Below are 25280 nucleotides of genomic sequence, written 5' to 3' on the forward strand. Positions count from 1 at the left end.
TTTGGGAACGATCATGGGATTAAACGAAGCGTCACGGTCTCGGGGAACCTGTATCTTGCTTTCTCCAAGAGAAGTGCGCAGCTTCTTTTCTGTAAAACCATTGCGGGCATTGGAATTGTCTGACTTCTGGTGCTTATCATAGCCTAAATGGCTGTCAAGCTCGCCTTCAAGCATCTTTTCAATACCACGTTTCTGAATCTGTTTTAGAAAATCATTGAGCTCTTCGCCCGATGTAAACTGCTTCAGAAAATCATTACTTAATAAATCTTCTTTCTTCATGACTGTATAAAAGTTTAAAATTAAACAAAAAAATATCGGGGGTTGCAACCCCCGATATTTTTATTTACACAGTTTATGAGATAGTGCTTTTAATATATTTTCTTTTTATCCACTTGGCAAGATTTTGCAAAAAAAATATACTAATCAACTACTAATCTAGGTAAATTTGAAGGTAATCTTGTAAGTAATTCATAATTTAACTGTTCACTAAATTCACTAAATGATGAAACACTTATTTCTAAATCGCCCTGTTTTCCAATTAGTACCACTTCGTCACCTTTTTTAATTGTATTTAATTGTGTAACATCAACGGTTATCATATTCATATTTACTGTACCAATTACATTCACTCGCTGACCGTTAATTAATACAATACCTTGATTGCTTAGATTTCTACTAAAACCATGACTGTAGCCAACCGGTATTGTTGCTATTTTTAAATTTGAATTGGCAAGATAAGAGGTGCCGTAACCAATAAATTCTCCAGTCTTTACTTTATTAACATCCATAACGCTGCTTTTCCAGGAAATGAGTCGTTTTAACGGATTTTCTGTTTCTTTATTTTTAGTTAAATATTCAATTAAAATTTCTTTATTGGGAAAAAATCCATATTGAATAATTCCAAATCTTACCATATCTAGTTGAAATTTTGGATAACGTAATGCTGCAGCTGAACAAGCGGTATGTTTTTGCTCAGGATTTAACCCTGCTAAAGCCACTTTTTTCACTACTTTTTTAAAAAGTTGTTGTTGCTTTTTTATTCGATAGTAATTGGCAATACTTTCTGCTCCTGCAAAATGAGTGCAAAGACCTTTAAAACACAAATGAGAACTATTATTTTTTAGAAATTGCAGTACAGCTGGAATTTGGTCAAAAGTAAATCCGGTTCTATTCATTCCAGTTTCAACTTCTATATGAAGTTTTGCTATTTTTCCAACCCTTTTGGCTGCTTGAAGTGTTTTTTCTAAACGATCAAGTTCAAATACATAAAATTCAATATTATTTTCAATGGCCCATTCCAACTGTTCATTATCAATGTAACCCATAATCATAATTGTACTTTTTTTAGTGCTTGATTTAAGAACACGTAAAGCCTCGTCTGCACTAAATACAGAAAAATGATTGATACCACAATTTTCTGCAATGGGAACAAATACTTCAAGTCCATGACCATAAGCATTTCCTTTTACGACAGAAGATATTTGCACATTACTACCTATAAAATTTTTTAAAAATTGAAGATTATGTTCTAACGCCGATTTACTTATTTCAATATATGATGTATGCAGTATTTTCATTATAAAAGATGTAAGCTAATTTGATAAAATAATTGAATTGCAGTAGGTAAAATATCATCTGGGAAATCATAATCAGGATTATGTAGTGCCGGGCTCTTTTCTCCTGAACCAATACCAAACATGGCACCTTTAAAACTTTGTGTAAATAAACCAAAATCCTCTCCCCATTTAAATGGAAATTTTCGTTCGCAAATATCAAATTTCAAATCTTTTGCCGCTTCTTTAATAATATCAACAGCAGCAGCATAATTCTGATTTGCATAAAACTCATGTGTCCATGAATAAGTAATACGTATATTATAATTGGCTGCAGTTTTTTCAATACAATCAATTACTGCTGTTGCTAATTTTTCCATAGTATATTCATCCCAAGCACGAATAGTTAGTCTAACTTCACCATAACCTGCAGAGATTCCATAAGCAATTTCACCCATTTCAATATGCACAGGAGTTATTAATGTAAAATCATCTCTGTTGGGATCATTATTTGAAAGTTTGGCAGTTTCCTTTAAAATATCTGCAATTGCGAGTGCCGGATTTAAACCATTTTCGGGCTCTGCAGCATGCGCAGTTTTACCGTTAATTTTAATGATAATACTTTTTACAGCGGCAGTAAATGAATTGTTTTTTACAACAATTTGATTTAAAGGATATCCGGGAAGGTTGTGAAAAGCAAAAATATAATCGGGTTTTAGAGTTTTAAATTTAGGATCTGAAAAAATTGCTTTTGCGCCTTCTCCGTCTTCTTCAGCAGGTTGAAATAATAAAAATATTTTTCCGTTTTTGGGTTTTTGTTCAGATAATAATTTGGCTAATCCCAGTAAAACAGTAGTATGCCCATCATGTCCACATTTGTGTGATATGCCATTAATTTTTGAGCGATGTTGAAAAGTGTTTATTTCTTGAATTGGAAGAGCATCTAATTCAGCCCTAAACATAACTGATTTTCCTGGTTTTTCGCTGTCAAAAACAGCCACAATTCCAGTTCCTCCAATATTTTCTACTATTTTGGTTGGAGAGCAGGTTTTTAAAAATTGAGTAACATTGCTGGCAGTATTGTACTCTTTTCCTGAAACTTCAGGGTTTGCATGGAGCATTTTACGAAATGCAATGAGTTTATTTAATAATTCCTTATTGATAAGTTTTGGCATATATTTTAAATATTTAAAATATGATTATTAAGTATAAACCTTAAAAGTAAAAAATTAGATCGGAAAATGTTTTTTATAGAGGACTAAAAGAAAAAAAATTTGAAATAAGATAAGTAATTTGTTGATTTACAGTTTTAAGAGCTTAAAAAAGAGAACTATTTTTAATGTTTATTATTTCAATTCCAATTTGTGAGGGTTTGTCAATTACCAGAGTTAAGTAGTTTTTTGTTTCAGAATCAATTTTTTAATTAACCGGTAAAAAATGAATGCAAAAATATAACCTAAAAGCATTCCAACTAAAATATCTATAGGATAATGAGCTGCTAAATAAATTCTACTGTAAGCAAAAAGAATTGGAAATAAGAAAATTAAAAAAGCATATTTATAATTTTTTTTCAATATCCAAAATGAAATAAAAGCAATTGTAAAAGAAACTGTTGAATGTCCGGAAACAAAGCTAAAATCGTTTTGTTCAATTAAAATTCGAAGAGTTTCATTTATTGATTCATCATTAATAGGCCTTTTTCTTTGGATAAAGTTTTTGATGATATTTACAGTTGTTAATGATAAAAATCCTGCAATAAAGGTTAATAAACATATAAAAAATGTTTTTTTGAAATCATAGATGGTGTACACTAAATAAAAAAGTAAAAAGAACAGCGGAATCCAATTTAAAGGATTTGTTATAAAAAGCCAAAAAATATCCCAGGTTACAGATCCTTTTGAGTGTAAAAAAAGGAGTAATTGTTTATCGTATTCAATAAGTGAATGCAAAAATTCCAAAACTATTTGTTTCTCTTAACAGGTCCGGTTATTTCATCAATAACAGTGTTTTTTATTTTTTTAACAGGATCAGTAATTTCTTCAAAGTTATCTTTTACTTTGCTGAGCTCGTCTCTTACCTTAGCAGCAACATCAACATCAATATCATTTTTTTCGGCGCTATTTTTTATTTCTCGTTTAATATCGTTGGTAGCATCTTTAATTTGACGCATTCCTTTTCCTAAACCGCGAGCAATTTCAGGTAATTTATCAGCACCAAAAAGCATTACTGTAATTACCAGTACTACAAAAATTTCAGGACCACTAATAAATAAAAACATAAGTAAATTATTTAGAGTACAAAGATAATTAAAAAAGCATCATTACTAATATTGATTGTTTTTTTAACTTTAATTTCAGAAAATTAGCTTTTTTTAGTAAGCATCCGCTTAATCTCATTCAATTTCATTAAGGCTTCGATTGGCGTTAGAGTATCAATATTTGTGGTAAGAATTTCTTCTTTTATATCTTCCAATAGCGGATCGTCCAATTTAAAAAAGCTCAGTTGCATTTCTTCTTCCTGCGCATTTTTTAAAGTTTCTTTTACATCGGTGTTTGTATGATTTTTCTCTAACTGCTTTAGCATTTTCGATGCTCTATGAACAACCGAAGTTGGCATGCCGGCTAATTTTGCTACATAAATTCCAAAGCTGTGTTCACTACCACCGGGCACTAATTTTCGTAAAAAAATAACCTTATTTTTTAATTCTTTTACCGCAACGTTAAAGTTTTTAATACGCTCAAAAGTATTGGTCATATCATTTAATTCGTGGTAATGTGTAGCAAACAATGTTTTTGATTTTGAAGGATGTTCGTGTAAATATTCAGCAATAGCCCAAGCAATTGAAATACCATCATACGTACTTGTTCCTCGACCAATTTCATCCAGCAACACTAAACTTCTTTCAGAAATATTATTTAAAATACTTGCAGTTTCGTTCATTTCAACCATAAAAGTTGATTCTCCCATAGAAATATTATCACTGGCACCAACACGCGTAAATATTTTATCAACTATTCCGATTCGAGCATTTTGAGCTGGCACATAACTTCCCATTTGGGCTAGTAGAACAATTAAAGCTGTTTGGCGTAAAATAGCCGATTTACCACTCATATTAGGACCGGTAATCATAATAATTTGCTGTTGATTTCGGTTTAAAACCAAATCGTTGGCAATGTATTCTTCGCCAATTGGCAATTGTTTTTCAATAACAGGATGGCGTCCGTTTTTAATTTCTAAATCGGTTGTTTCATCCAATTGCGGACGCACGTAATTGTTGTTTTTAGCAACTTCGGCAAAAGAGCACAAGCAATCAATTTGAGCAATTAATTGTGCATTTAATTGAATAGGTTGAATATAATCCAACAAAGAGCTAATCAATTCAGCAAAAAGTTCATTTTCTAGGGAAGAAATTTTTTCTTCGGCACCTAAAATTTTGGTTTCGTATTCTTTTAATTCTTCAGTAATATATCGTTCAGCACTTACCAATGTTTGCTTACGAATCCAATCTGAAGGAACTTTGTTTTTATGTGTATTTCTAACTTCAATATAGTAGCCAAAAACGTTGTTAAAAGCTATTTTTAATGATGATATTCCAGTACGTTCCGTTTCACGAGCCAACATACTGTCTAAATACTCTTTTCCTGAAGTTGAAATAGCACGAAGCTCATCTAATTCGTTAGAAATACCATTTGAAATCGTATTTCCTTTATTGATATTTACCGGGGCATCTTCGTTTAACGTTTTGGTAATTTTTTCGCGAAGTGTGATACAACTTTGCAGTTGTTCGCCAATTAATTTTAACGATTCATTATCACTATTTTCCGCAGCTTCTTTTATAGGAATGATGGCGTTCAGTGAATTTTTTAACAAAACAACTTCTCGTGGATTTACCTTTCCTGTGGCAACTTTTGATACCAAACGTTCAATATCGCTAATTTGCTTAATTTGATAGGTTGCCAATTCAAAAAAGGCATCATTATCAATTAAATATTTAACTATATCGTGTCTATTTTTTATACGATTGATATCTTTTAAAGGTAATGCCAACCAACGTTTTAGCATCCTTCCGCCCATAGGCGAAATGGTTTTATCAATAACATCTAAAAGTGTTACTGCATTTACTGAAGTTGAATTGTATAATTCAAGATTTCTAACGGTAAACCTGTCCATCCACACATAATTATCTTCTGCAATTCGGTTAATTACTGAAATATGCTCTAATTGATTGTGTTGTGTTTCAGAAAGATAATACAATACAGCTCCGGAAGCTATAATGCCTTCATTTAAATCATCAACTCCAAAACCTTTTAGTGTTTTTACTTTAAAATGACTGGTAAGTGTTTCGTAGGCATATTCCGATTGAAAAAGCCAATCTTCTAAATAAAAAGTATAAAAGCGATCACCAAATAATTCAGAAAATTTCGATTTGTATTGTTTCTGAACTAAAACTTCACTCGGGTTAAAGTTTTGCAGTAATTTATCAATATGTTCACTATTTCCTTGAGCGGTTAAAAATTCACCTGTTGAAACATCTAAAAATGAAATCCCGATTTGTTTTTTACCAAAGTGGATTGCTGCTAAAAAGTTATTGGTTTTCGATTGTAAAACTTCATCATTTAAAGCAACTCCGGGAGTTACTAATTCTGTTACACCACGTTTTACAATGGTTTTTGTCATTTTTGGATCTTCTAACTGATCGCAAATAGCAACACGCATACCGGCTTTTACCAGCTTTGGCAAATAGGTATTTAACGAATGATGAGGGAAACCGGCCAAAGCAGTTTCGGTTTCACTTCCGGCACCGCGTTTGGTTAAAATGATTCCTAAAACTTGTGCTGCTTTTTTGGCATCTTCACCAAAAGTTTCGTAAAAATCTCCTACTCTAAATAATAACATTGCATCAGGATATTTTACCTTAATTGCATTATATTGTTTCATTAAAGGAGTTACTTTCTTGGTTTTTGCTGCCAATTTTTTAGGAAATTAAGTTAGTTTTGCGAAGTTACATTTTATATTGAAAGATTGAAAAAATTAATGATTGAAAGATTTAACAGTTATACCTTTCAACAATTAGGCAATAATTATGAGAAAATTAAAGAATAATAGTAGAATATCAGTAATTAGTAATAATTAAATTATCGTCATGCTGAACTTGTTTCAGCATCTCATAATGTTAAAATTAATGCGACCCTGAAACAAGTTCAGGGTGACGTTTACTTTATGTTTTATTGCGGATATATAAAAAATAATGAGAAAATTAAAGAATAGCGAATTAGGCAGGTTAAATGTTGAAGAGTTTAAGCAAACTGATAAAATTCCATTAATTGTTGTGCTTGATAATATTAGAAGTTTAAACAATATTGGTTCGGTTTTTAGAACAAGTGATGCTTTTTTAATAGAAAAGATTTATTTGTGTGGAATTACAGCGCAACCGCCACATAAAGAAATTCATAAAACAGCTTTGGGCGCCACAGAATCTGTTGATTGGGAATATGTAGAAGATACGGTAGCTTTAGTTGAAAAGTTAAAAGTTGAAAAGTTAAAAGTTATTGCGATAGAACAAGCTGATAACAGTACAATGTTGCAAGATTTTAAGATTCAACCTAATCAAAAATATGCAGTTGTTTTTGGAAATGAAGTTAAAGGTGTTCAGCAAAAAGTAGTTTCAGCTTCAGATTATTGTATTGAAATTCCACAATTTGGCACAAAACATTCTTTAAATATTTCAGTAAGTGCAGGTGTTGTACTTTGGGATTTGTTTAAAAAATTCAACTATTAAAATCCTAAAATTAATTTAGCGATTAAAAAATAAATCAATATTCCAAAAATATCATTGCTTGTTGTAATAAATGGTCCGGTAGCTAATGCAGGATCAATACCTCTTTTATCTAAAATTATTGGTACAAAAGTGCCAATAATGGATGCTATGATGATTACGGCTATTAAAGCTAAGGCAATGGTTAACCCAAGTTTATAATCAAAACCTAAAAAATACATACCAATAGACATTAAAATAGCGGAAAGTACTAATCCGTTTAATAAACTTAAAGAAACTTCTTTTAAAAGCCGTTTCCATAAAGAACCTCTTAAACTGTCATTTGCTAAACCTTGAACAACAATTGCTGATGATTGTACACCAACATTTCCTGCCATAGCAGCAATTAATGGGGTGAAATAAAAAAGTTCAGGAAATTTCTCCATTGCAGTTTCAAATCCTCCTAAGATAGAAACACTTACAAAACCACCAAATAGCGCTAAAATTAACCAAGGTAAACGCGCTTTAGTAAGTTCCCAAATGGTATCATCGGCTTCAACGTCTTGCGAAATACCTGCAGCCAGTTGGTAATCTTTTTCAGCTTCTTCCTTAATTACATCAACAATATCATCAATAGTAATTCTTCCTACTAAACGTCCCATTTCATCAACCACAGGGATAGCTTCAAGGTCGTACTTTTGCATTACTCTGGCTACATCTTCTGCTTTATCGTGTACATTTACATAATCTACCTGTTTAATAAAAACATCTTTAATTGCTGTTCTTGTTGAGGTAGTAAGTAAATCTTTTAATGACAATCTTCCTTTTAATTTTTCATTATCATCAACAACATAAATTGAATGTACTCTTGTAACTTCTTCTGCCTGAGCTCTCATTTCTTTAACACAAGTTAGTACATTCCAATTTTCATTTACTTTCACCAATTCTTTTGCCATTAAACCACCGGCAGTATCTTCATCATAACGTAAAAGTTCTACAATTTCTTTGGCGTGTTCAACATCTTCTATGTGAGAAATTACTTCTTCTTTCTGTTCTTCAGAAAGTTCAGCAATAATATCGGCAGCGTCATCGGTGTCTAATTCATTTAACTCATCGGCAATTTCTTTTGATGAAAGTCCTTTTAAAATTTTTTCACGAGTATCTTCATCCAGCTCTGTAATTACGTCAGAGGTTTTATCACTATCTAATAATTTAATTAAATAGATACCTTCTTCAGTTTCAAGATCTTCAATAATTTCAGCAATATCAGCATAATGAACCTCTTCCAATAAATCTAAAATAGCTTTATTGTTAGATTGTTCTATAAATTCCTGAATTTCTTGAATGTATTCTTTGGTAATTTCAAATGGCATCCTTTTCTATTTTAGCTGTAAGATTAATGAATTCTGTTACCGATAATTGTTCCGGACGTTTCGCAAAGATAGTATCTTCTCTTAAATTATCGGATAAATTCAATGTTTTTAAACTGTTACGCAATGTTTTTCTACGTTGATTAAAAGCGGTTTTTACAACTTTATAAAATAATTTTTCATCAACAGGTAAGGTGTAATTTTTTTTTCTGATTAACCGTATAACGCCAGAATCTACTTTAGGAGGTGGATTGAATACTGTTGGTGGAACGGTAAATAGATATTCTACATTATAAAAAGCCTGAGTGAGAACTGATAAAATTCCGTAGGTTTTACTGCCTTCCTTTTCGGCTATGCGCATAGCAACTTCTTTTTGGAACATTCCTGAAAATTCAGGAATTTGATCTCTGTTTTCCAGAGTTTTAAATACAATTTGAGAAGAAATATTATAGGGAAAATTTCCAATAATTGCAATGGGTTCATCATCAAAATAATCGGTAAGGTTTATTTTTAAAAAATCTTTTGAAATTATTCTGTCTGCTAAATTTAAATAATGTGCTTTTAAATAATCAACAGATTCTGTATCTATTTCAATGACATAGGTTTTAAGATTTTTTTTAAGCAAATATTTAGTTAAAACACCCATTCCCGGTCCAATTTCCAATACATTTTTATAGCCATTTTCAGTTAAACTATCCGCAATTTTTTGTGCAATTAATTCATCTTTTAAAAAATGTTGTCCAAGGTGTTTTTTTGCTTTTACGCTCATATATTTTAATTTTTCGAAGCCATACTAAATTGTTCGCTAATTACTTTTAATTCGGTGTTAAAAACAACAAATTTATCTTTAAAAAGAAGTAAACTTTCTTCCTGTAATTTTTTAGCATCTTCTAAATAATATTGTTGTAAAGTTTCAATACTGTCGGTTGTGTATTGTACGGAATATGTTATGCCTCCCATTTCTTCATTTACCAGTACCTGACTCATTTTAGCTTTGCTAAATTTACCTGTTGAAAGCATATTTGGTATATGTTTTTCTTTCATCCATTTTAGCCATACTTTATGTACAGATTCGTCGATATTTATAGTTTCATTATAGATATACATAATTAATTTATTAAATCTCCTCTAAGTTTTCTGTATTTTTTACGAGCATCAACCAAATAAATACTTGATGGATATTCGAATATTATTTTTTGATAGTATTCTTTTGCTTTTTCTGTATTATTGAACTTGTTTACATACAATTCTGCTAAACAATAAATAGCATCATCAACCAAAATATCATCTTTATTAATTTTTACGATTTGTAAATAGTTATATTCGGCTTTTTCAAAAGCGTTCATTTTTTCAAATAATTGAGCTTGTTTAAAAAGAGCTTCATCTTCAATTGGATGACCTTTAAATTTGTTTAAAATAAGTTGTAATGTATCAATTGCTTGCTGATTTTTATTTTGATACGAAAGTAAATCGGCAACGGCATATTTTTTTAAGGCAGTTTTTAGGCTGTCTTTTACAACATTGTCAGTTATAAGTAAATTTAAATCTAAAGCATCGTTAGCAATAAGTTGCGATGTAGAATTTTTTAATACTTTGAGTTGAGATTGCGCCCAATCAAAGTCTCCTTTAAAATAAGATGTTTGTGCAATTTTAAATCGAGCAGTTTGCCCAATAGTGTGATTTTTTAAATTATTTTGAACTTGTGTGTAATAAATTAAAGCACTGCTAAATTTGTTTGTAAACACCAAAATATCAGCAAGTTTAGTTTTTAAATAGCCATTTTGAAATTCGTTAACAGGTAATTTTAGGGCGTTTTTTAAAATTGAAATCGCTTTTTCGGGATCATTTTTTTTGAAGGCTAAAAATTCCGCATAAATAGCCTGAATAGTTATAGTATTTTTATTTATACCATATTGATCAAACAATTGTTGAAATTGATTTTCAAGAAGTGAAACATCGGCATTGTTTTTAATATCAATTTCAAGTAAATATAATTTTGCTTTTAATAAAATTTCAATATTATTAGTGTTTTCAATAATATAATTAAAACAATTTTTGGTTGTTATAAAATCGTTGTTTTCAAAAGCAATTTCACCTAATTCAATTAAACCTGTTAAATCGTTTAAATTGCGTTTATACAATGCTTTTTCTTGAATTAACGCTTTGTCGTATTCTTTTTGTTGAATAAATAACCAGCTTAATAAATTATTCCAACTATTTTTAGGATTGTTTAGAGAACGTTTTATAAGTAATTTTTTAAGTAAAATATTATTTTCATTTTCAGAATCATCAGTAATATACCTTCCTATATAAGTTTTAATTGCTGAAAGATAATTGTCATTTATTTCAACCATATCCAAATAAGTATTTAGCATATTATCAATTTCTGATTTTTCGCCATATATATAAGCAATTTGAAGATTGTAATTAGAGTTAGGCTTTAGTTCCATTGTTTTTTTATAAGCCAAAATTGCATAATCAAGTAAGTGATTATCTTGAAAAGTTTTTCCTATTAAATAACCTATATTTGAACTGTTATCAATGGCTTTTAGTGCTTTTTCATAATAAGGAATGGCTTTTTCTTTTTGGTGTTGCAGTTGAAAGTTATAACCCAATTCAATATATAATTGTTTTTGTTCAGGATATTCTTCTAATTGTTTTTGTATTAATGTTTCTACTTCTGTATATTTTTCTAATTGCTGATAACAATCTATTAAATAGCTTAAATAAGAGGTGTTGTAAGAATGCTTTTGAAATAAACTTTCATAAATAGATGCTGCTTTTTTGTATTCTCCATTTCTAAAATATTGATATGCCAATTGAGCTTCTTGAGCACAGATATTTAAAGAAAAAAAGCAAAGTACTATGAAAATAAATTTTTTCATTTTTTCATTTTTAATGCTATCAAATATAGCTAAACAAGTGTTAAAGTTTTTATAAATAAAGTTTATTTTGAAACAAGTGCTGTTACAAAATGGCACACAATTTGTCTTAACATTATAAAAACAACTAAATTTTACTAAAATGAAAGAGCTAATTAAACAATACGAAACTGCAAAAAAGAAATCATTAAAGTTTATGCAAAACGGTCAGTTACATGCTTATTTTGATGCTTTGATTGAAATGAATTATTACAAAAAACAAATGCAATTAGTTATTGCTAATTAATTCAAAACCACAATACGGCACTAAAACTTCAGGAATTTTAATTCCTTCAGGTGTTTGGCAATTTTCCAATAAACCGGCAAGTACTCTTGGTAATGCTAATGAGCTTCCGTTAAGTGTATGTGCCAATTCGGTTTTTCCTTCACTATTTTTAAACCGAAGTTTTAATCGGTTTGCCTGAAATGTTTCGAAGTTAGAAACAGAACTAATTTCTAACCAACGATCTTGTGCAGTTGAAAACACTTCAAAATCGTATGTTAGGGCAGAGGTAAAACCTATATCGCCGCCACATAAACGTAAAATTCTGTAAGGTAATTTTAATTCTTGTAAAATTCCTTTAACGTGATTTACCATACTATCTAAAGCAGCATAAGAATTATTAGGGTGTTCTATACGCACAATTTCAACTTTATCAAACTGGTGTAAACGATTTAAACCTCGCACATGCGCTCCATAAGAACCTGCTTCGCGTCTAAAACAAGGTGTATAACCTGTTTTACAAATAGGGAAGTCATTTTCTTGTAAAATAACATCGCGGTAAATATTAGTTACAGGAACTTCTGCAGTTGGAATTAAATATAAGTTATCTTCAGTAACATGATACATTTGTCCTTCTTTATCGGGTAATTGCCCGGTACCGTAACCAGATTCCTCATTAACCATTAAAGGAACTTGTACTTCATCATAACCTGCAGATGTATTTTTATCTAAAAAATAATTGATTAAAGCTCTTTGTAATTTTGCTCCTTTACCTTTGTAAACAGGAAAACCTGCTCCGGTTATTTTATTGCCAAGTTCAAAATCAATAATATCATATTTTTTTGCGAGTTCCCAATGTGGTAAAGCACCTTCGTGTAATACAGGAATGTCTCCTTCTTGATAAACAGTTTCGTTATCTTCTTCAGAAGAACCTGCAGGTACAATCTCATTAGGTACGTTCGGAATTTGATATAACAGTTCTTGTAATTCAGCAGCTTTATTTTGAAGACTCTCAGTTAAATCTTTTGATTTTTCTTTTAACTGAAGTGTTTTTTGTTTTAAAATTTGAGCTTTTTGAGTTTCACCAGACTTGAATAACTGACCAATATCTTTCGATAATTTATTAGATTCAGCCAAAATAGTATCCAATTCTGTTTGAATTGCCCTTCTTTCTTCATCAGCCAAAAGCGTATTACTTACAACTTCTTCGGCATTTTTAAAATTCCGTTTTGCTAAACCTTTTAAAACAGTTTCTTTATTTTCTCTAATAAACGCTACTTGTAACATTGTTTGTTATCCTTTAGTTAATGGGCAAATTTAATAAATTGCGGTTAAAAGAAGCTAATTACTTTGGGTTGATTTTAATAAAAAGGTTTCATTTATTTTGGATACAATTTGGGGAACTTCTTTAATTTTAAAATCGAAATTAATTTCTACAGTATTTTTTGAAGGTTTTGTAAGTTTAAGTTTCCCATTTTTTATAGGAAAATAACCTGTTTCGCCTTTGCAATAACATAAACGACCAAAGTATAATTTAATATTTTGCAGTTGCTCGTTAATTAATTCAATTTCAGTAATTTCTTTGTCAAATTCAGCATAAATCAGTTCAGTATAATTACTATCTTCAGTATTATTTACAGGATTTTTTTTATAAGTGTATTTTAAAATCGTTTTTCCGCCTTCAATAATTTCAGGATATGCAATTCCAAATTTATCTTTTTTAAAACTTATAGATTTATTTGGAATTAACTCAATTGTACAGTTGCCATTTTCCGGACAACTATTACTGTTTTTAAAAATAGGTTCGCTAACCATAAAAGGCGATTTACAAGAGATAAAAAATATAAACAAAAGAAATATTAATTTTTTCATATGCTGAATTTACGTTTTTTTATCATTCAAAAGAAATGCCATTTATAAATTCTATCGATTTTAATTTATCTTTACTTAATTGATTTTTTAAATCGTTAATAGATTTAAATTTTTGTTCTTCACGTAAAAAATGAAGCACGTCAATCTGAATTTCTTTACCATATAAGTTTTTATTGAAATCAAAAAAATGAATTTCAATAGTTTGATGGTTTCCACTTACTGTAGGTCTGTAACCAATGTTCATCATCCCAAAAATAGTTTTATTGTCAATTTCAGATTTAACAATATAAGCACCTGTTTTTGGTATTAATTTATAGGCTTCTTTTATAAATAAATTAGCTGTAGGAAATCCTATTTTTTCACCTAAATTTTTACCTTTAACCACATTTCCGGTAAGCATAAAATAGTAACCTAAATAACTGTTGGCTTTCTCAATTTCTCCATTTTCAACAGCTTTTCTAATTTTGGTTGAACTTACGGCAATATTGTTAATGTCTTGTTTCGAAATTTCTTCAACCGTAAAATCGTATGTATGTCCATAATCTTCCAATTGTTCAAAATTACCTTCTCTATTTTTACCAAAATGATGATCGTATCCAATAATTAATCTTGAAACATTTAATTTATTTACTAAAATATTTCTAACAAAGTCTAAAGCAGATTGTTTTGCGAATTCTTCATTAAATTCATGGATTACAAGTGTTTCAACTCCGGTTTTTTTAAGTAATTTAATACGTTCGTCAATAGTATTTATGAGTTTAATTTCAACATCTTTCTGTAACACCATTCTTGGATGTGGAAAAAAAGTTAACAACACTGAAGTAGCGCTGTTTTTATTTGCACTTTGTATTAGATTTTGAATTACTTTTTGATGTCCAATATGAACACCGTCAAAAGTACCAATAGTTATAAAGGTACCATTGTTTGATTTATAGTTGGATAAGTTGGTATAAATTTTCAAAATTGAAAATATTACTTGGTTCAATTAATGGGCAAAAATACTTTTTTTAATTAAAACTAAGTTGATGATTAATTAATTAATAATGGTATTATAATTGTAAAGAAAATTTTATAATATATATTTGTGATATTAACAACATTCAACAGTTATGTAATTTATGAGGTTGTACTGTAAAAAATATTTCGCTTTTAGCCTGTTTTTATTTTCAATAATTTTATCTGTAAACGCACAAAAGGAAGATGAATTTTGGAAAAAATCAGATGCTTATGAGAAAAATTCTCCAAAAAAAATCAAAAGAAAAACAACACCTGATAAATTTGAAATATTTCATTTAAACCTCAATTCTTTTAAAAATAAGTTAAAAAATGCTCCTTTAAGAAATAATGGTAAATCATTTAAATCAGGAACTGTATTAACTTTTCCTAATGAAGAAGGTGTTTTAGAAAAATACCAAATTTTTGAAGCTTCAATTATGGAGGAAAGCCTTCAGAAAAAATATCCAAATATTAGATCTTACGTTGGGAAAGGTATTGACAATCCAAGTTCTGTAATTAGATTTAGTGTTACTTCATTAGGGTTACACGCTATGGTTTTACAAAGTTCTAAAGGAACGGTTTATATTGATCCATATACCGAAAGCAAAGAATCTTACATAATTTACTCAAAGAAAAATTTGCCTTTAACAGAACCTTTTGAATGTAAGTTTGATGAAATAAATACTTCCGAAACTACAAAAACAAATAGTACAAATGTAAGTGAAAGAGCAGGAGATGTTAATGATGGAAAATTAAGAAAGTTTAGATTGGCCATTGCTACAACTGGAGAATATTCACAATATCATTTGTCTTATCAAGGAGTTAACGCAACAGCAACTGATGCAGTTAAAAAAGCCGCTGTATTATCGGCTATAAATGTAACTATGACCAGAGTTAATGGTATTTATGAAAGAGATCTTTCCATAACAATGGAATTGGTAGCTAACAATACAGATATAATTTTTTTAAATGCCGATACTGATGGTTTTACAAATGACGATGGCGAAGTGTTAATTGATGAAAGCCAAACAGTTATTGATACATATATTGGTTTTTCAAATTATGATATTGGACATACATTTAGTACCGGAGGAGGAGGTTTAGCTCAAATAAATTCTCCTTGTACTAATGGTAAAGCAAGAGGAATTACAGGCTCAAGTAATCCTATAGGAGATGCATATGATATTGATTATGTTGCACACGAAATGGGACACCAATTTGGAGCCCATCACACTTTTAACGGAGATGCCGGAAATTGTGGCGGAGGTAACAGGAATGATGCAACCGCAGTTGAACCGGGTAGTGGCTCAACATTAATGGCTTATGCAGGTATTTGTTCTCCACAAAACGTACAAATACAATCAGATGATTATTTTCATTTAGTTAGTATAAAAGAAATATGGACAAACATTACATTAGGAAGCGGTACCTGTGGAGCAATAACTACTACAGGAAATAATGCTCCAACGGTTAACACATTGCCTAATTATACAATTCCAATTTCTACACCATTTGTTTTAGAAGCTACAGCATCAGATGTTAATGGAGATGATTTAACATATACTTGGGAGCAGTTAGATACCGAGATAACTCCAGTACCTTTAGTTTCAACTGCTACTGAAGGACCAGCATTTAGATCGGTATTGCCCACGGTATCGCCAAAAAGATATTTTCCTAGTTTGAACACTGTAATTGCAGGAAAATTAACTGATGAGTGGGAAGTTTTGCCTTCAGTAGGAAGAACAATGTCTTTTGGAGTAACTGTTAGAGACAATAATTCTGAAGGTGGACAAACCGCAAGTGAAGAAACTCTATTAACTTTTGTAGCCAATGCGGGACCATTTAAAGTAACTTCACAAAACACAACTGAAACCTGGGATGCCGGAACAGCAAAAACAATAACTTGGGATGTTGCAAATACAAACACATCTCCTATTAATTGTTCGTATGTAAATATCCTTTTTTCTACAGATGGAGGGGAAACTTTTCCGATAGTTTTAGCTTCAAATGTTTCAAATGATGGTTCTCATGAGATTGTTGTGCCTAATAATACTACAAATTCAGGAAGAATTAAAATAGAAAGTGTGGGTAATATTTTTTATTCAATGAATTTAACAAATATTGATGTTCAAGCATCAGAATTTATAATGAATTTTGATGTAAGTAATCAAAAAGTATGTACTCCAAATACCGTAAACTATTCTTTTACATACAATACGTTTTTAGAGTTTAATGAACAGACGGCATTTTCAGCTACAGGAAATCCTACAGGTACAACAGTAACATTCAATCCAACAACTGCAACTAGCAATAACACGAATGTTGTAATGACAATTTCCGGAATAACGGATTCTAATGTTGGAGAATATAATGTTTCTATTACAGGTACTTCAGCAACCACAACTAAAACTACTGTGGTTGGGTTAAATGTTTACTCGTCAAATATTAATGCGCCAAATTTGGTTTCACCGGAAAATAATGCGACAAATATTCTAAAACCTTATACGCTTGCTTGGGATGAAGATGTTAATGCAGAAGAGTACGAAATACAAATAGCTGCTGAAAATACTTTTTCAAATATTACAGAAGCATCAAAAATAAGTGTAAACTATTATGAACCGGAAATGTTACAGCCAAATACAAATTATTTTTGGAGAGTGAAAGCAATTAATAGTTGTGGAGAAAGCGCTTATTCTAATGTGTTTAATTTTACAACCGAAAATGAAACGTGTGATGTTAATTCATCAGCCGATACACCATTAAATATTCCCGATAATAATTCAGCAGGGATAAATTCTAAAATTAATATTACAAATAATAAAACGGTAACTGATATTGATCTAACTGTAAATATAAGCCATACTTGGTTAGAAGATTTGATGTTAACATTAACAAGTCCGCAAGGAACAACAATAATTTTAGCTTCAAATATTGGTGGAGATGGTGATAATTATACAAATACGGTTTTTGATGATAGTGGTACAACTCAAATTAATTTAGGAGTTCCTCCATATACAGGAACTTTTTCTCCTCAAGGCAAATTGTCAAATTTTATTGGTGAAGAATCTTATGGAGAGTGGATACTGAAAGTTGTAGACTCTCAATTAGAAGATACAGGTCAAATAGTTAATTGGAGTATTGATATATGTGGAATTCCGGTAATTAGTGATGATGATGATAAAGATGGTGTTACGAATGATGTTGATTTATGTCCAAATACAAAATTAGGCAGTATTGTAGATGCAACTGGTTGCCCATTATTTAGTTTACCACAAGATAACTTCAATATTGAGGTAATAAGCGAAACCTGTCCTGATAAAAATAATGGTCAAATTATTATTACAGCGAGTGAATCATACAATTATACAGCTACAATTTCCGGTTCAAATTATGATTTTACAGATAGTTTAACTATTGATAATTTACAGCCGAGTACGTATAATTTATGCATTCAAGTTCTTTCTGAAGAATATGAACAATGTTATGTAGTTGAAATTGGTGAAGGAACAACTGTATCGGGTAAAGCTGAAATAATATCAAACAAAGCATCTATTGAAATATCTAAAGGCACATCGCCTTATTATGTGTATGTAAATGGTAATTTAGTTTTAGAAACAAATTCTTCTTTATTTAGTGTCGATGTTAGTCATGGAGATTTAGTAGAAGTTAAAACTGCAATTGATTGTGAAGGAGTTTTCTCAAAATCTATCGAATTATTTGATGAAGTTACGGCTTATCCAAACCCTACAAATGGCAATTTTGAAATAACATTACCTGTTTCAACAAAAGAGGTAGTAATTGAACTGTATAATATGCATTCGCAATTAATTTCTTCTAAAAAACATACAGTTATTTATGGTAAAGTACAATTGAGTTTATCAAATCAGCCAATCGGTATATACATTGCAAAAATACATTTAGATAAACCGGTATCTTTAAAAATAATAAAACAATAATTTAAAAAATTTCATTTAAAAGTTAATAAGCGCTTAATTAAGAAAACTTAATAATTCAACTAGTTTATTTAGTATAAAATCAATTTTGACACCTCATTTTTATGATAATTGAAAAAAAATTGTATTTTGCATAATATTAATTAAAACTAACAAGAATATTATGAAAAAATTATTAAGTGTTGTTTTTGCGCTTTTTATAACTTCTGCAATGGTTGCCCAAACCACAGTTTCCGGCTCTGTTAAAGAAGCAAGAACTGGCCTGCCAATTCCTGGAGCCAATATTAAAATTATTGGAAAATCTATAGGAACTACAACAGATTTTGATGGCAATTTTGCATTAAAAGTAATTCAAAACCCACCTTTTATAATAGAGGTTTCTTTAATTGGTTATTCTTCAACAAAAGTTGAAATATCTCAAAATAACCAAACATTAAATATATCTCTTGATGAGTCGGCAACAGCATTAGACGAAGTAGTTGTTTCTGCTTCAAGAACTCCGGAACGTATTTTAGAATCTCCTGTTACAATTGAAAGAATGGATGTTAAGGAAATTAAAAATACATCTTCACCTTCTTTTTATGACGGACTGGAAAACTTAAAAGGTGTTGATATAAATACAAGTAGTTTTACATTTAAATCGGTTAATACACGTGGTTTTGCAACTATTGCAAATTCACGTTTTATGCAATTGGTTGACGGTATGGATAATTCATCTCCAGCGCTAAACTTTAATCTTGGTAATTTATTGGGAATGTCAGAGCTTGATGTGAATACGGTAGAATTACTTCCGGGAGCTTCTTCAGCTTTGTATGGAGCAAATGCTTTTAACGGAATATTATTTATGACAAGTAAAAATCCTTTTGATTCTGAAGGTGTAAGTGTTTACGTAAAAACAGGTTTGACTTCTCAAAAAGCAGCCGGAGATAACGAATTTGTTGACACAGGTATTAGAATGGCGTATAAATTCAGTGATAAATTTGCAGCAAAAGCATCTTTTTCATTTTTAAAAGGAACTGAATGGCACGCAAATGATTATAAAGATTATGAAAATCCGGGATTTGATAGAACTAATCCGGCTTATGATGGTTTAAATGTATATGGAGATGAGGTTTCTACAATGCTGGATTTTGATGCTCTTAGCGGATTGCCGGAAGGCACTTTAGGTTCGGCAACAGTTTCAAGAACTGGTTATAATGAAGAAGATTTAATGGATTATGATGCCCAAAGTGTTAAGGCAGATATAGCTTTACATTACAGACCTCTTGCAAATGATTTTGAAATAATTTATAATGCAAAATTTGGTAAAGGAAGTACTATATACCAAGGTGCAAATAGATATACGCTTCAAAACTTTTTTATGCAACAGCATAAATTAGAATTTAGAAATGATAATTTCTTCATTAGAGGATATATTACAGGTGAAGACGCAGGGGATTCATACGATAGTCGTTTTGCAGCTATTAATGTAGGCAGAAGCTGGAAGTCAGACTCACAGTGGTTTACAGAATATGCTCAAACATACATCGGAGGGCGTTTAGGTCTTATACCGGGTTTACCTGCTTTAGATGATGCAACAGCACATTCTGTAGCACGTCAAGCAGCACAAACAGGGGCTTTGGTTCCGGGAACTGCAGCTTTTAAGAATGCTTTTAATGAAGTAATTTCTGACCCTAATTTAGCTACTGGTGCTAAGTTTCAAGATAATACAAAAATTTACCATTCAGATGCTAATTACAATTTTGCAGAATTAATTGATTTTGCTGAAATTCAAATTGGAGGTTCTTGGAGACAGTACTCATTAGATTCTCAGGGAACTATTTTTACAGATTATGATGGAACAATTGATTATGATGAATACGGTGCATATATGCAAATTCAAAAAAAGTTTGTTGATGACAGATTGAAATTTACAGGATCTATTCGTTATGATAAAGCTAAAAATTTTGATGGTAATTATTCTCCAAGAATATCATTATCTTATTCATTAGGACAAGGAAAAACACGTAATTTAAGAGCTTCATTTCAAACCGGATTTAGAAATCCAACTACACAAGATCAGTACATAGGTTTAGATGCTGGTTCAGCTATTTTAGTAGGTTCAGCACCTGATAATTTAGACAGGTATTTATCTTCTCCAATAGATGTTAGTGCAACCGGGCAATCATTAGGTGTTCCAAGTACAGTTCAACTATCCGGTAGATTAGCTTATGAAAATGCATTTTCTTTATCATCTGTATTGGCAGGAAATCCGGAAAAATCAGATTTTGATTATGTAAAACCAGAGAAAGTAACTGCTTATGAAGTTGGATATAGAGCCGGTTTTGGTAAACTATCAATAGATGTTAGTGCATATTATAATGATTATGAAGATTTTATTGGAGGTAAAACTGTGTTAGTGCCACTTTATGGGCAAGCAGATTTTTCTGATTTTGATCCTAATACAATGCCTGCTCCACCGGCAGCAATAGCATTAAGCCAAGGAGATTATAAACCATTCTCAGTTTATACAAATTCATCAGCAGATATCTCATCGTATGGAGGAAGTTTAGGTATTTCAACAAGTATTTTAGGTAACTATAACCTAGGGTTAAATTATACTTATGCTAAACTTGATTTTGATCAAAGTACTGACCCTGATTATGAAGCAGGATTTAACACGCCGGAACATAAAATAAAAGTTTCATTTGGAAATACGGATGTTATAGAAAACTTAGGGTTTAATATAAACTATAGATGGAGTGATGAATTTTTATGGGAATCATCATTTGTTGATACTATGGTAGATTCACGTTCAGTTGTTGATGCTCAAATTAATTATACAATTCCAAAATGGAAATCATTAATTAAAATTGGAGGTGCAAATATTGCAGGAAAAGAATATTATAGTGTGCCTGGTGTAGGGAAAATAGGTTCTCAGTATTATATTTCTTGGACATTAAATCCATAAAACAATATATTTATTTTGGAAACGCTCTAAATTTTAGGGCGTTTCTTTTTTAAAAAAAATGCTATTTCTTTTTAAAAATTAAATCAAAAAACTATCTTTGCTCCTTAAAAATTGAGACTTATCTCAAAAGATTAAACACCTAAAAAATAAATAGTTAAAGTAATGACAAAAGTTACAGGTAAAGTTGCACAGGTTATTGGTCCTGTTATAGATGTTGAATTTGAATCAGGAGCAGAACTTCCTAAAATATACGATTCTTTAGAAATTACCAGAGAAGATGGTTCAATATTAGTATTAGAAGTACAACAACATATTGGTGAAGATACAGTACGAACTATTGCAATGGATTCAACAGATGGTTTAAGCAGAGGGTATGAAGTTGTTGCAACAAAAACCCAAATTCAGATGCCTGTTGGGAAAGATATCTACGGACGTTTATTTAATGTGATTGGAGATGCAATTGACGGATTGGATAATTTACCAAAAGAAGGAGACAACGGATTGCCAATTCACCGTAAAGCTCCAAAATTTGAAGATTTATCTACTTCTACTGAAGTTTTATTTACAGGTATTAAAGTAGTTGACTTAATTGAGCCTTATGCAAAAGGTGGTAAAATTGGATTATTTGGTGGTGCCGGTGTAGGTAAAACAGTATTAATTCAAGAGTTAATTAATAATATAGCAAAAGGTCACGGTGGTTTATCTGTATTTGCAGGTGTTGGTGAAAGAACGCGTGAAGGAAATGATCTTTTAAGAGAAATGTTAGAGTCTGGAATTATCAAATATGGAGATGAATTTATGCATTCTATGGAAAATGGTGGTTGGGATTTATCGAAAGTTGATAAAAAGGCGTTGAAAGAATCTAAATTAACCTTTGTTTTCGGACAAATGAATGAACCTCCAGGAGCACGTGCGCGTGTTGCTTTATCAGGTTTAACCATTGCTGAATATTTCCGTGATGGAGCCGGTGATGGACAAGGTAAAGATATCCTTTTCTTTATTGATAATATTTTCCGTTTTACACAAGCAGGATCTGAGGTGTCTGCCTTATTAGGGCGTATGCCATCTGCTGTAGGTTATCAACCTACATTAGCAACGGAGATGGGAGAATTACAAGAGCGTATTACATCAACTAAAAATGGATCAATTACATCAGTACAAGCGGTTTATGTGCCTGCGGATGATTTAACAGACCCTGCTCCTGCTACAACATTTGCTCACTTAGATGCAACAACGGTATTATCTCGTAAAATTGCTGAGTTAGGTATTTATCCTGCAGTTGATCCGTTAGATTCTACTTCAAGAATTTTAACTCCTGAAATATTAGGTAAAGAACATTATGAATGTGCTCAAAATGTAAAAGAATTATTACAACGTTATAAAGAGTTACAAGATATTATTGCTATTTTGGGTATGGAAGAATTATCTGAAGAAGATAAGTTAGTTGTACATAGAGCCCGTAGAGCTCAACGTTTCTTATCTCAACCTTTCCACGTGGCAGAACAATTTACAGGTATTCCTGGAGTTTTAGTTGATATTAAAGATACTATTAAAGGGTTTAATATGATTATGGATGGTGAGTTAGATAAATACCCAGAAGCTGCATTTAACTTACGTGGATCAATTCAAGACGCCATTGATGCTGGAGAAAAAATGTTGGCTGAAGCTGAATAAATTTATATCTTAATCTTGTTTTTAAGGCAGGAATTACAATTAAAATAGTATGATTTTAGAAATAGTAACACCAGAAGCAACTTTGGTTAACACAGAAGTAGATTCAGTATTAGTTCCCGGAATTAATGGAGAATTTCAAATGTTAAATAATCACGCTCCTATTGTTTCATTGTTAGTTAATGGTAATGTAAAATTCAAAGGTTCTAAAATAAAAATTAAAGAGCAATTTGAAGATAAATTTAAAAACAATAAAGGTGAATTTATTTTACCAATAAAAAGTGGCACTATTGAAATGAAAGGAAATAAAGTAATTATACTTGCCGATTAGTTTCTGAAAATAAAAGTTATCTAAAAAAAATCCTCGTATCATACGAGGATTTTTTTTTAAGATATTTCACTTTTTGAAAGTATTTATAAGCGTGAGTTTGATTAGAACAGTTAATTCTATTATTTTTTGTCATTACTGAGAAGGCAAATCTTTTAAAATATAAAGGATTAGATTCCTGCTTTCGCAGGAATACCAGGTTCTTAACCAACCAAAAATATGTCTAATTAATTATCAGATATATTTAAATTGAATGGGTTCATGTTATAACTAATTATATCTTACAATTACTATTTAGTAAATAGTTTTACAATATCATTACCATTAGCTAAAATAAGTAAGGCAATTAATATGATAAAGCCTGTTATTTGAGCATATTCTAAAAATTTGTCATTAGGTTTTCTTCCGGTAACCATTTCATATAAAGTAAATACAACATGTCCGCCATCTAAAGCAGGAATCGGTAATAAATTCATAAATCCTAACATAATAGATAAAAAGGCTGTGATACTCCAAAAAGCTCTCCAACTCCATGAAGGTGGAAAAATATTTCCAATTGCTATAAAACCTCCGATACTTTTAGCTCCTTTTTTGGTAAAAACATATTTAAATTGTGTAATATAATCTTTTAGTGTCCATATTGCTAAAGAATTTCCTATAGTGATACTTTCTAAAAATGTATATTGTTTATGTTGAATATTTAAATCATTTTCTTTATTAGGGGCAACACCAATTTTTTTATCGTTTCCTGCTTTAAGAGTGATATTTTTATTTTCATTACCTCTGTTTAAGGTAATAGTAAACTCTTTATCGTTTGAATTAACTACAGAAGATGTAAATTCATGCCAGTAAGAAATAGGTTTATTATTAAAAGCTACTATTTTGTCATTTTTTAATAAGCCTGCTTTTTCTGCAGGTGAATTGGTAACAACGGTATCAATTACAGGGCTCACTCTTGGTATAAAAGGCTCCATTATACCATTTTGCCACATAATCTCGCCAATATTTTCAGGAATATTAATTGTTTCAACAGTTCCATCTTCATGTAAAACTTCTAATGAATTGATATCTCTTAGAAATAAATATTTATTGATATCGGTAACATCTTCAGGTTCTTCACCATTAAATTTTAAAATTTTATCACCGTCTTTAAAACCATATTCTTTAAAAGTTTCGTTTACTGCAAATCCATTTTTTACATCGTTCGGTTTTACAAAATTAATTCCCCAAACAAAGGTTATCATTATGTAAATTAAAATACCTAAAATAAAATTCACAGTAACACCACCTAACATAATAATTAATCGTTGCCAAGCGGGTTTAGATCTAAATTCCCATGGTTGCGCCGGTTGTTTCAATTGTTCGGTATCCATACTTTCGTCAATCATACCGGCAATTTTCACATAACCACCTAACGGTATCCATCCAATACCATAAACAGTTTCACCTATTTTCTTTTTAAATAAAGAGAATTTATAATCAAAAAATAAGTAGAATTTTTCAACACGTGTTTTAAATATTTTTGCAGGTATAAAATGCCCTAATTCATGCAGTACAATTAAAAATGATAAACTTAAAATGAACTGAGATGCCTTTATTAAAATTTCCATATATTTCTTTTCAAAAAACTAAAATCGCACAAATGTACGGTTTTAATAACAGTTGTAAAAACCAAACAATTAAGTTAC

The 25280-nt window shown here is 30.5% G+C and carries 20 protein-coding genes; 6 read left to right on the forward strand and 14 right to left on the reverse strand.

Going from position 1 to position 25280, the window contains the following annotated elements; translation table 11 throughout:
• From HGB55_RS06185 to mutS, 6 genes are all read right to left on the reverse strand, one after another.
• Positions 1-279, reverse strand: a 279-nt coding sequence (locus HGB55_RS06185) for a transposase (protein WP_211047354.1), incomplete at its 3' end; no start/stop codon positions are given.
• 140 nt (positions 280-419) lie between these two features.
• Complete coding sequence (gene alr, locus HGB55_RS06190) at positions 420-1577, reverse strand: alanine racemase (protein ID WP_168815704.1); 1158 nt, start codon at positions 1575-1577, stop codon at positions 420-422.
• Positions 1577-2728: an amidohydrolase gene (locus HGB55_RS06195; protein WP_168815706.1), complete on the reverse strand. Its 1152-nt coding sequence runs from the start codon at positions 2726-2728 to the stop codon at positions 1577-1579. Before HGB55_RS06195 ends, alr begins: the two co-directional genes overlap by 1 nt.
• A gap of 213 nt (positions 2729-2941) precedes the next feature.
• Positions 2942-3511 carry a phosphatase PAP2 family protein gene (locus tag HGB55_RS06200; protein WP_168815708.1) on the reverse strand — a complete coding sequence of 190 codons (570 nt, stop codon included), beginning with the start codon at positions 3509-3511 and terminating at the stop codon, positions 2942-2944.
• 2 nt (positions 3512-3513) lie between these two features.
• Positions 3514-3831 carry a twin-arginine translocase TatA/TatE family subunit gene (locus HGB55_RS06205; protein WP_168815710.1) on the reverse strand — a complete coding sequence of 106 codons (318 nt, stop codon included), beginning with the start codon at positions 3829-3831 and terminating at the stop codon, positions 3514-3516.
• A gap of 83 nt (positions 3832-3914) precedes the next feature.
• Positions 3915-6524: a DNA mismatch repair protein MutS gene (gene mutS, locus HGB55_RS06210; protein ID WP_168815712.1), complete on the reverse strand. Its 2610-nt coding sequence runs from the start codon at positions 6522-6524 to the stop codon at positions 3915-3917.
• Between the two features lie 277 nt (positions 6525-6801).
• Here mutS and HGB55_RS06215 point away from each other — a divergent pair, with 277 nt between their 5' ends.
• The gene (locus HGB55_RS06215) at positions 6802-7332 is read left to right on the forward strand and encodes an RNA methyltransferase (protein ID WP_168815714.1); all 531 of its coding nucleotides are present in this window, start codon (positions 6802-6804) and stop codon (positions 7330-7332) included.
• Here the strand turns inward: HGB55_RS06215 and mgtE are convergent.
• From mgtE to HGB55_RS06235, 4 genes are read right to left on the reverse strand one after another with little or no spacing between them, the layout of a single operon-like run.
• Entirely contained in the window at positions 7329-8681 is a 1353-nt protein-coding gene (gene mgtE, locus HGB55_RS06220) for a magnesium transporter (protein ID WP_168815716.1), read from the reverse strand. The two genes, HGB55_RS06215 and mgtE, sit on opposite strands and share 4 nt — an antisense overlap.
• On the reverse strand, positions 8671-9447 hold the full coding sequence (gene rsmA / locus HGB55_RS06225; RefSeq protein ID WP_168815719.1) for a 16S rRNA (adenine(1518)-N(6)/adenine(1519)-N(6))-dimethyltransferase RsmA: 777 nt from the start codon (positions 9445-9447) through the stop codon (positions 8671-8673). The genes mgtE and rsmA overlap by 11 nt, the downstream gene beginning before the upstream one ends.
• 5 nt (positions 9448-9452) lie before the next feature.
• The gene (locus HGB55_RS06230) at positions 9453-9785 is read right to left on the reverse strand and encodes a DUF4286 family protein (RefSeq protein WP_168815721.1); all 333 of its coding nucleotides are present in this window, start codon (positions 9783-9785) and stop codon (positions 9453-9455) included.
• A gap of 2 nt (positions 9786-9787) precedes the next feature.
• Complete coding sequence (locus tag HGB55_RS06235) at positions 9788-11563, reverse strand: tetratricopeptide repeat protein (RefSeq protein ID WP_168815723.1); 1776 nt, start codon at positions 11561-11563, stop codon at positions 9788-9790.
• 139 nt (positions 11564-11702) lie between these two features.
• Between HGB55_RS06235 and HGB55_RS06240 the strand changes: the two genes are divergently transcribed.
• A complete protein-coding gene (locus HGB55_RS06240) occupies positions 11703-11846 on the forward strand; it encodes a hypothetical protein (protein WP_168815725.1) in 144 nt (47 codons plus the stop codon).
• Here HGB55_RS06240 and serS read toward each other — a convergent pair.
• From serS to HGB55_RS06255, 3 genes are read right to left on the reverse strand one after another with little or no spacing between them, the layout of a single operon-like run.
• Positions 11829-13109 (reverse strand): serine--tRNA ligase, encoded by a 1281-nt coding sequence (gene serS, locus HGB55_RS06245; RefSeq protein WP_168815727.1) that lies wholly within the window; start codon positions 13107-13109, stop codon positions 11829-11831. The two genes, HGB55_RS06240 and serS, sit on opposite strands and share 18 nt — an antisense overlap.
• A 54-nt stretch (positions 13110-13163) precedes the next feature.
• The gene (locus tag HGB55_RS06250) at positions 13164-13694 is read right to left on the reverse strand and encodes a hypothetical protein (RefSeq protein ID WP_168815729.1); all 531 of its coding nucleotides are present in this window, start codon (positions 13692-13694) and stop codon (positions 13164-13166) included.
• Between the two features lie 22 nt (positions 13695-13716).
• Positions 13717-14655, reverse strand: a complete 939-nt coding sequence (locus HGB55_RS06255; RefSeq protein WP_168815731.1) for a bifunctional riboflavin kinase/FAD synthetase — start codon at positions 14653-14655, stop codon at positions 13717-13719.
• A gap of 157 nt (positions 14656-14812) precedes the next feature.
• Between HGB55_RS06255 and HGB55_RS06260 the strand changes: the two genes are divergently transcribed.
• From HGB55_RS06260 to HGB55_RS06275, 4 genes are all read left to right on the forward strand, one after another.
• The gene (locus HGB55_RS06260; protein WP_168815733.1) at positions 14813-18646 is read left to right on the forward strand and encodes a zinc-dependent metalloprotease family protein; all 3834 of its coding nucleotides are present in this window, start codon (positions 14813-14815) and stop codon (positions 18644-18646) included.
• Positions 18647-18806: 160 nt separating this feature from the next.
• Entirely contained in the window at positions 18807-21593 is a 2787-nt protein-coding gene (locus HGB55_RS06265; protein WP_211047355.1) for a TonB-dependent receptor domain-containing protein, read from the forward strand.
• Positions 21594-21755: 162 nt separating this feature from the next.
• On the forward strand, positions 21756-23267 hold the full coding sequence (gene atpD, locus HGB55_RS06270; RefSeq protein ID WP_168815735.1) for a F0F1 ATP synthase subunit beta: 1512 nt from the start codon (positions 21756-21758) through the stop codon (positions 23265-23267).
• A 49-nt stretch (positions 23268-23316) separates the two neighbouring features.
• Positions 23317-23595, forward strand: coding sequence for a F0F1 ATP synthase subunit epsilon (locus HGB55_RS06275; protein ID WP_168815737.1), 279 nt, complete (start codon positions 23317-23319; stop codon positions 23593-23595).
• Positions 23596-23882: 287 nt separating this feature from the next.
• On the opposite strand, the gene rseP is transcribed toward HGB55_RS06275, so the two are convergent.
• On the reverse strand, positions 23883-25202 hold the full coding sequence (rseP, locus tag HGB55_RS06280; protein ID WP_168815739.1) for an RIP metalloprotease RseP: 1320 nt from the start codon (positions 25200-25202) through the stop codon (positions 23883-23885).
• Between the last annotated feature and the right edge of the window lie 78 nt (positions 25203-25280).

The organism is Lutibacter sp. B1 (assembly GCF_012524075.1).
Taxonomy (GTDB): Bacteria; Bacteroidota; Bacteroidia; order Flavobacteriales; family Flavobacteriaceae; genus Lutibacter.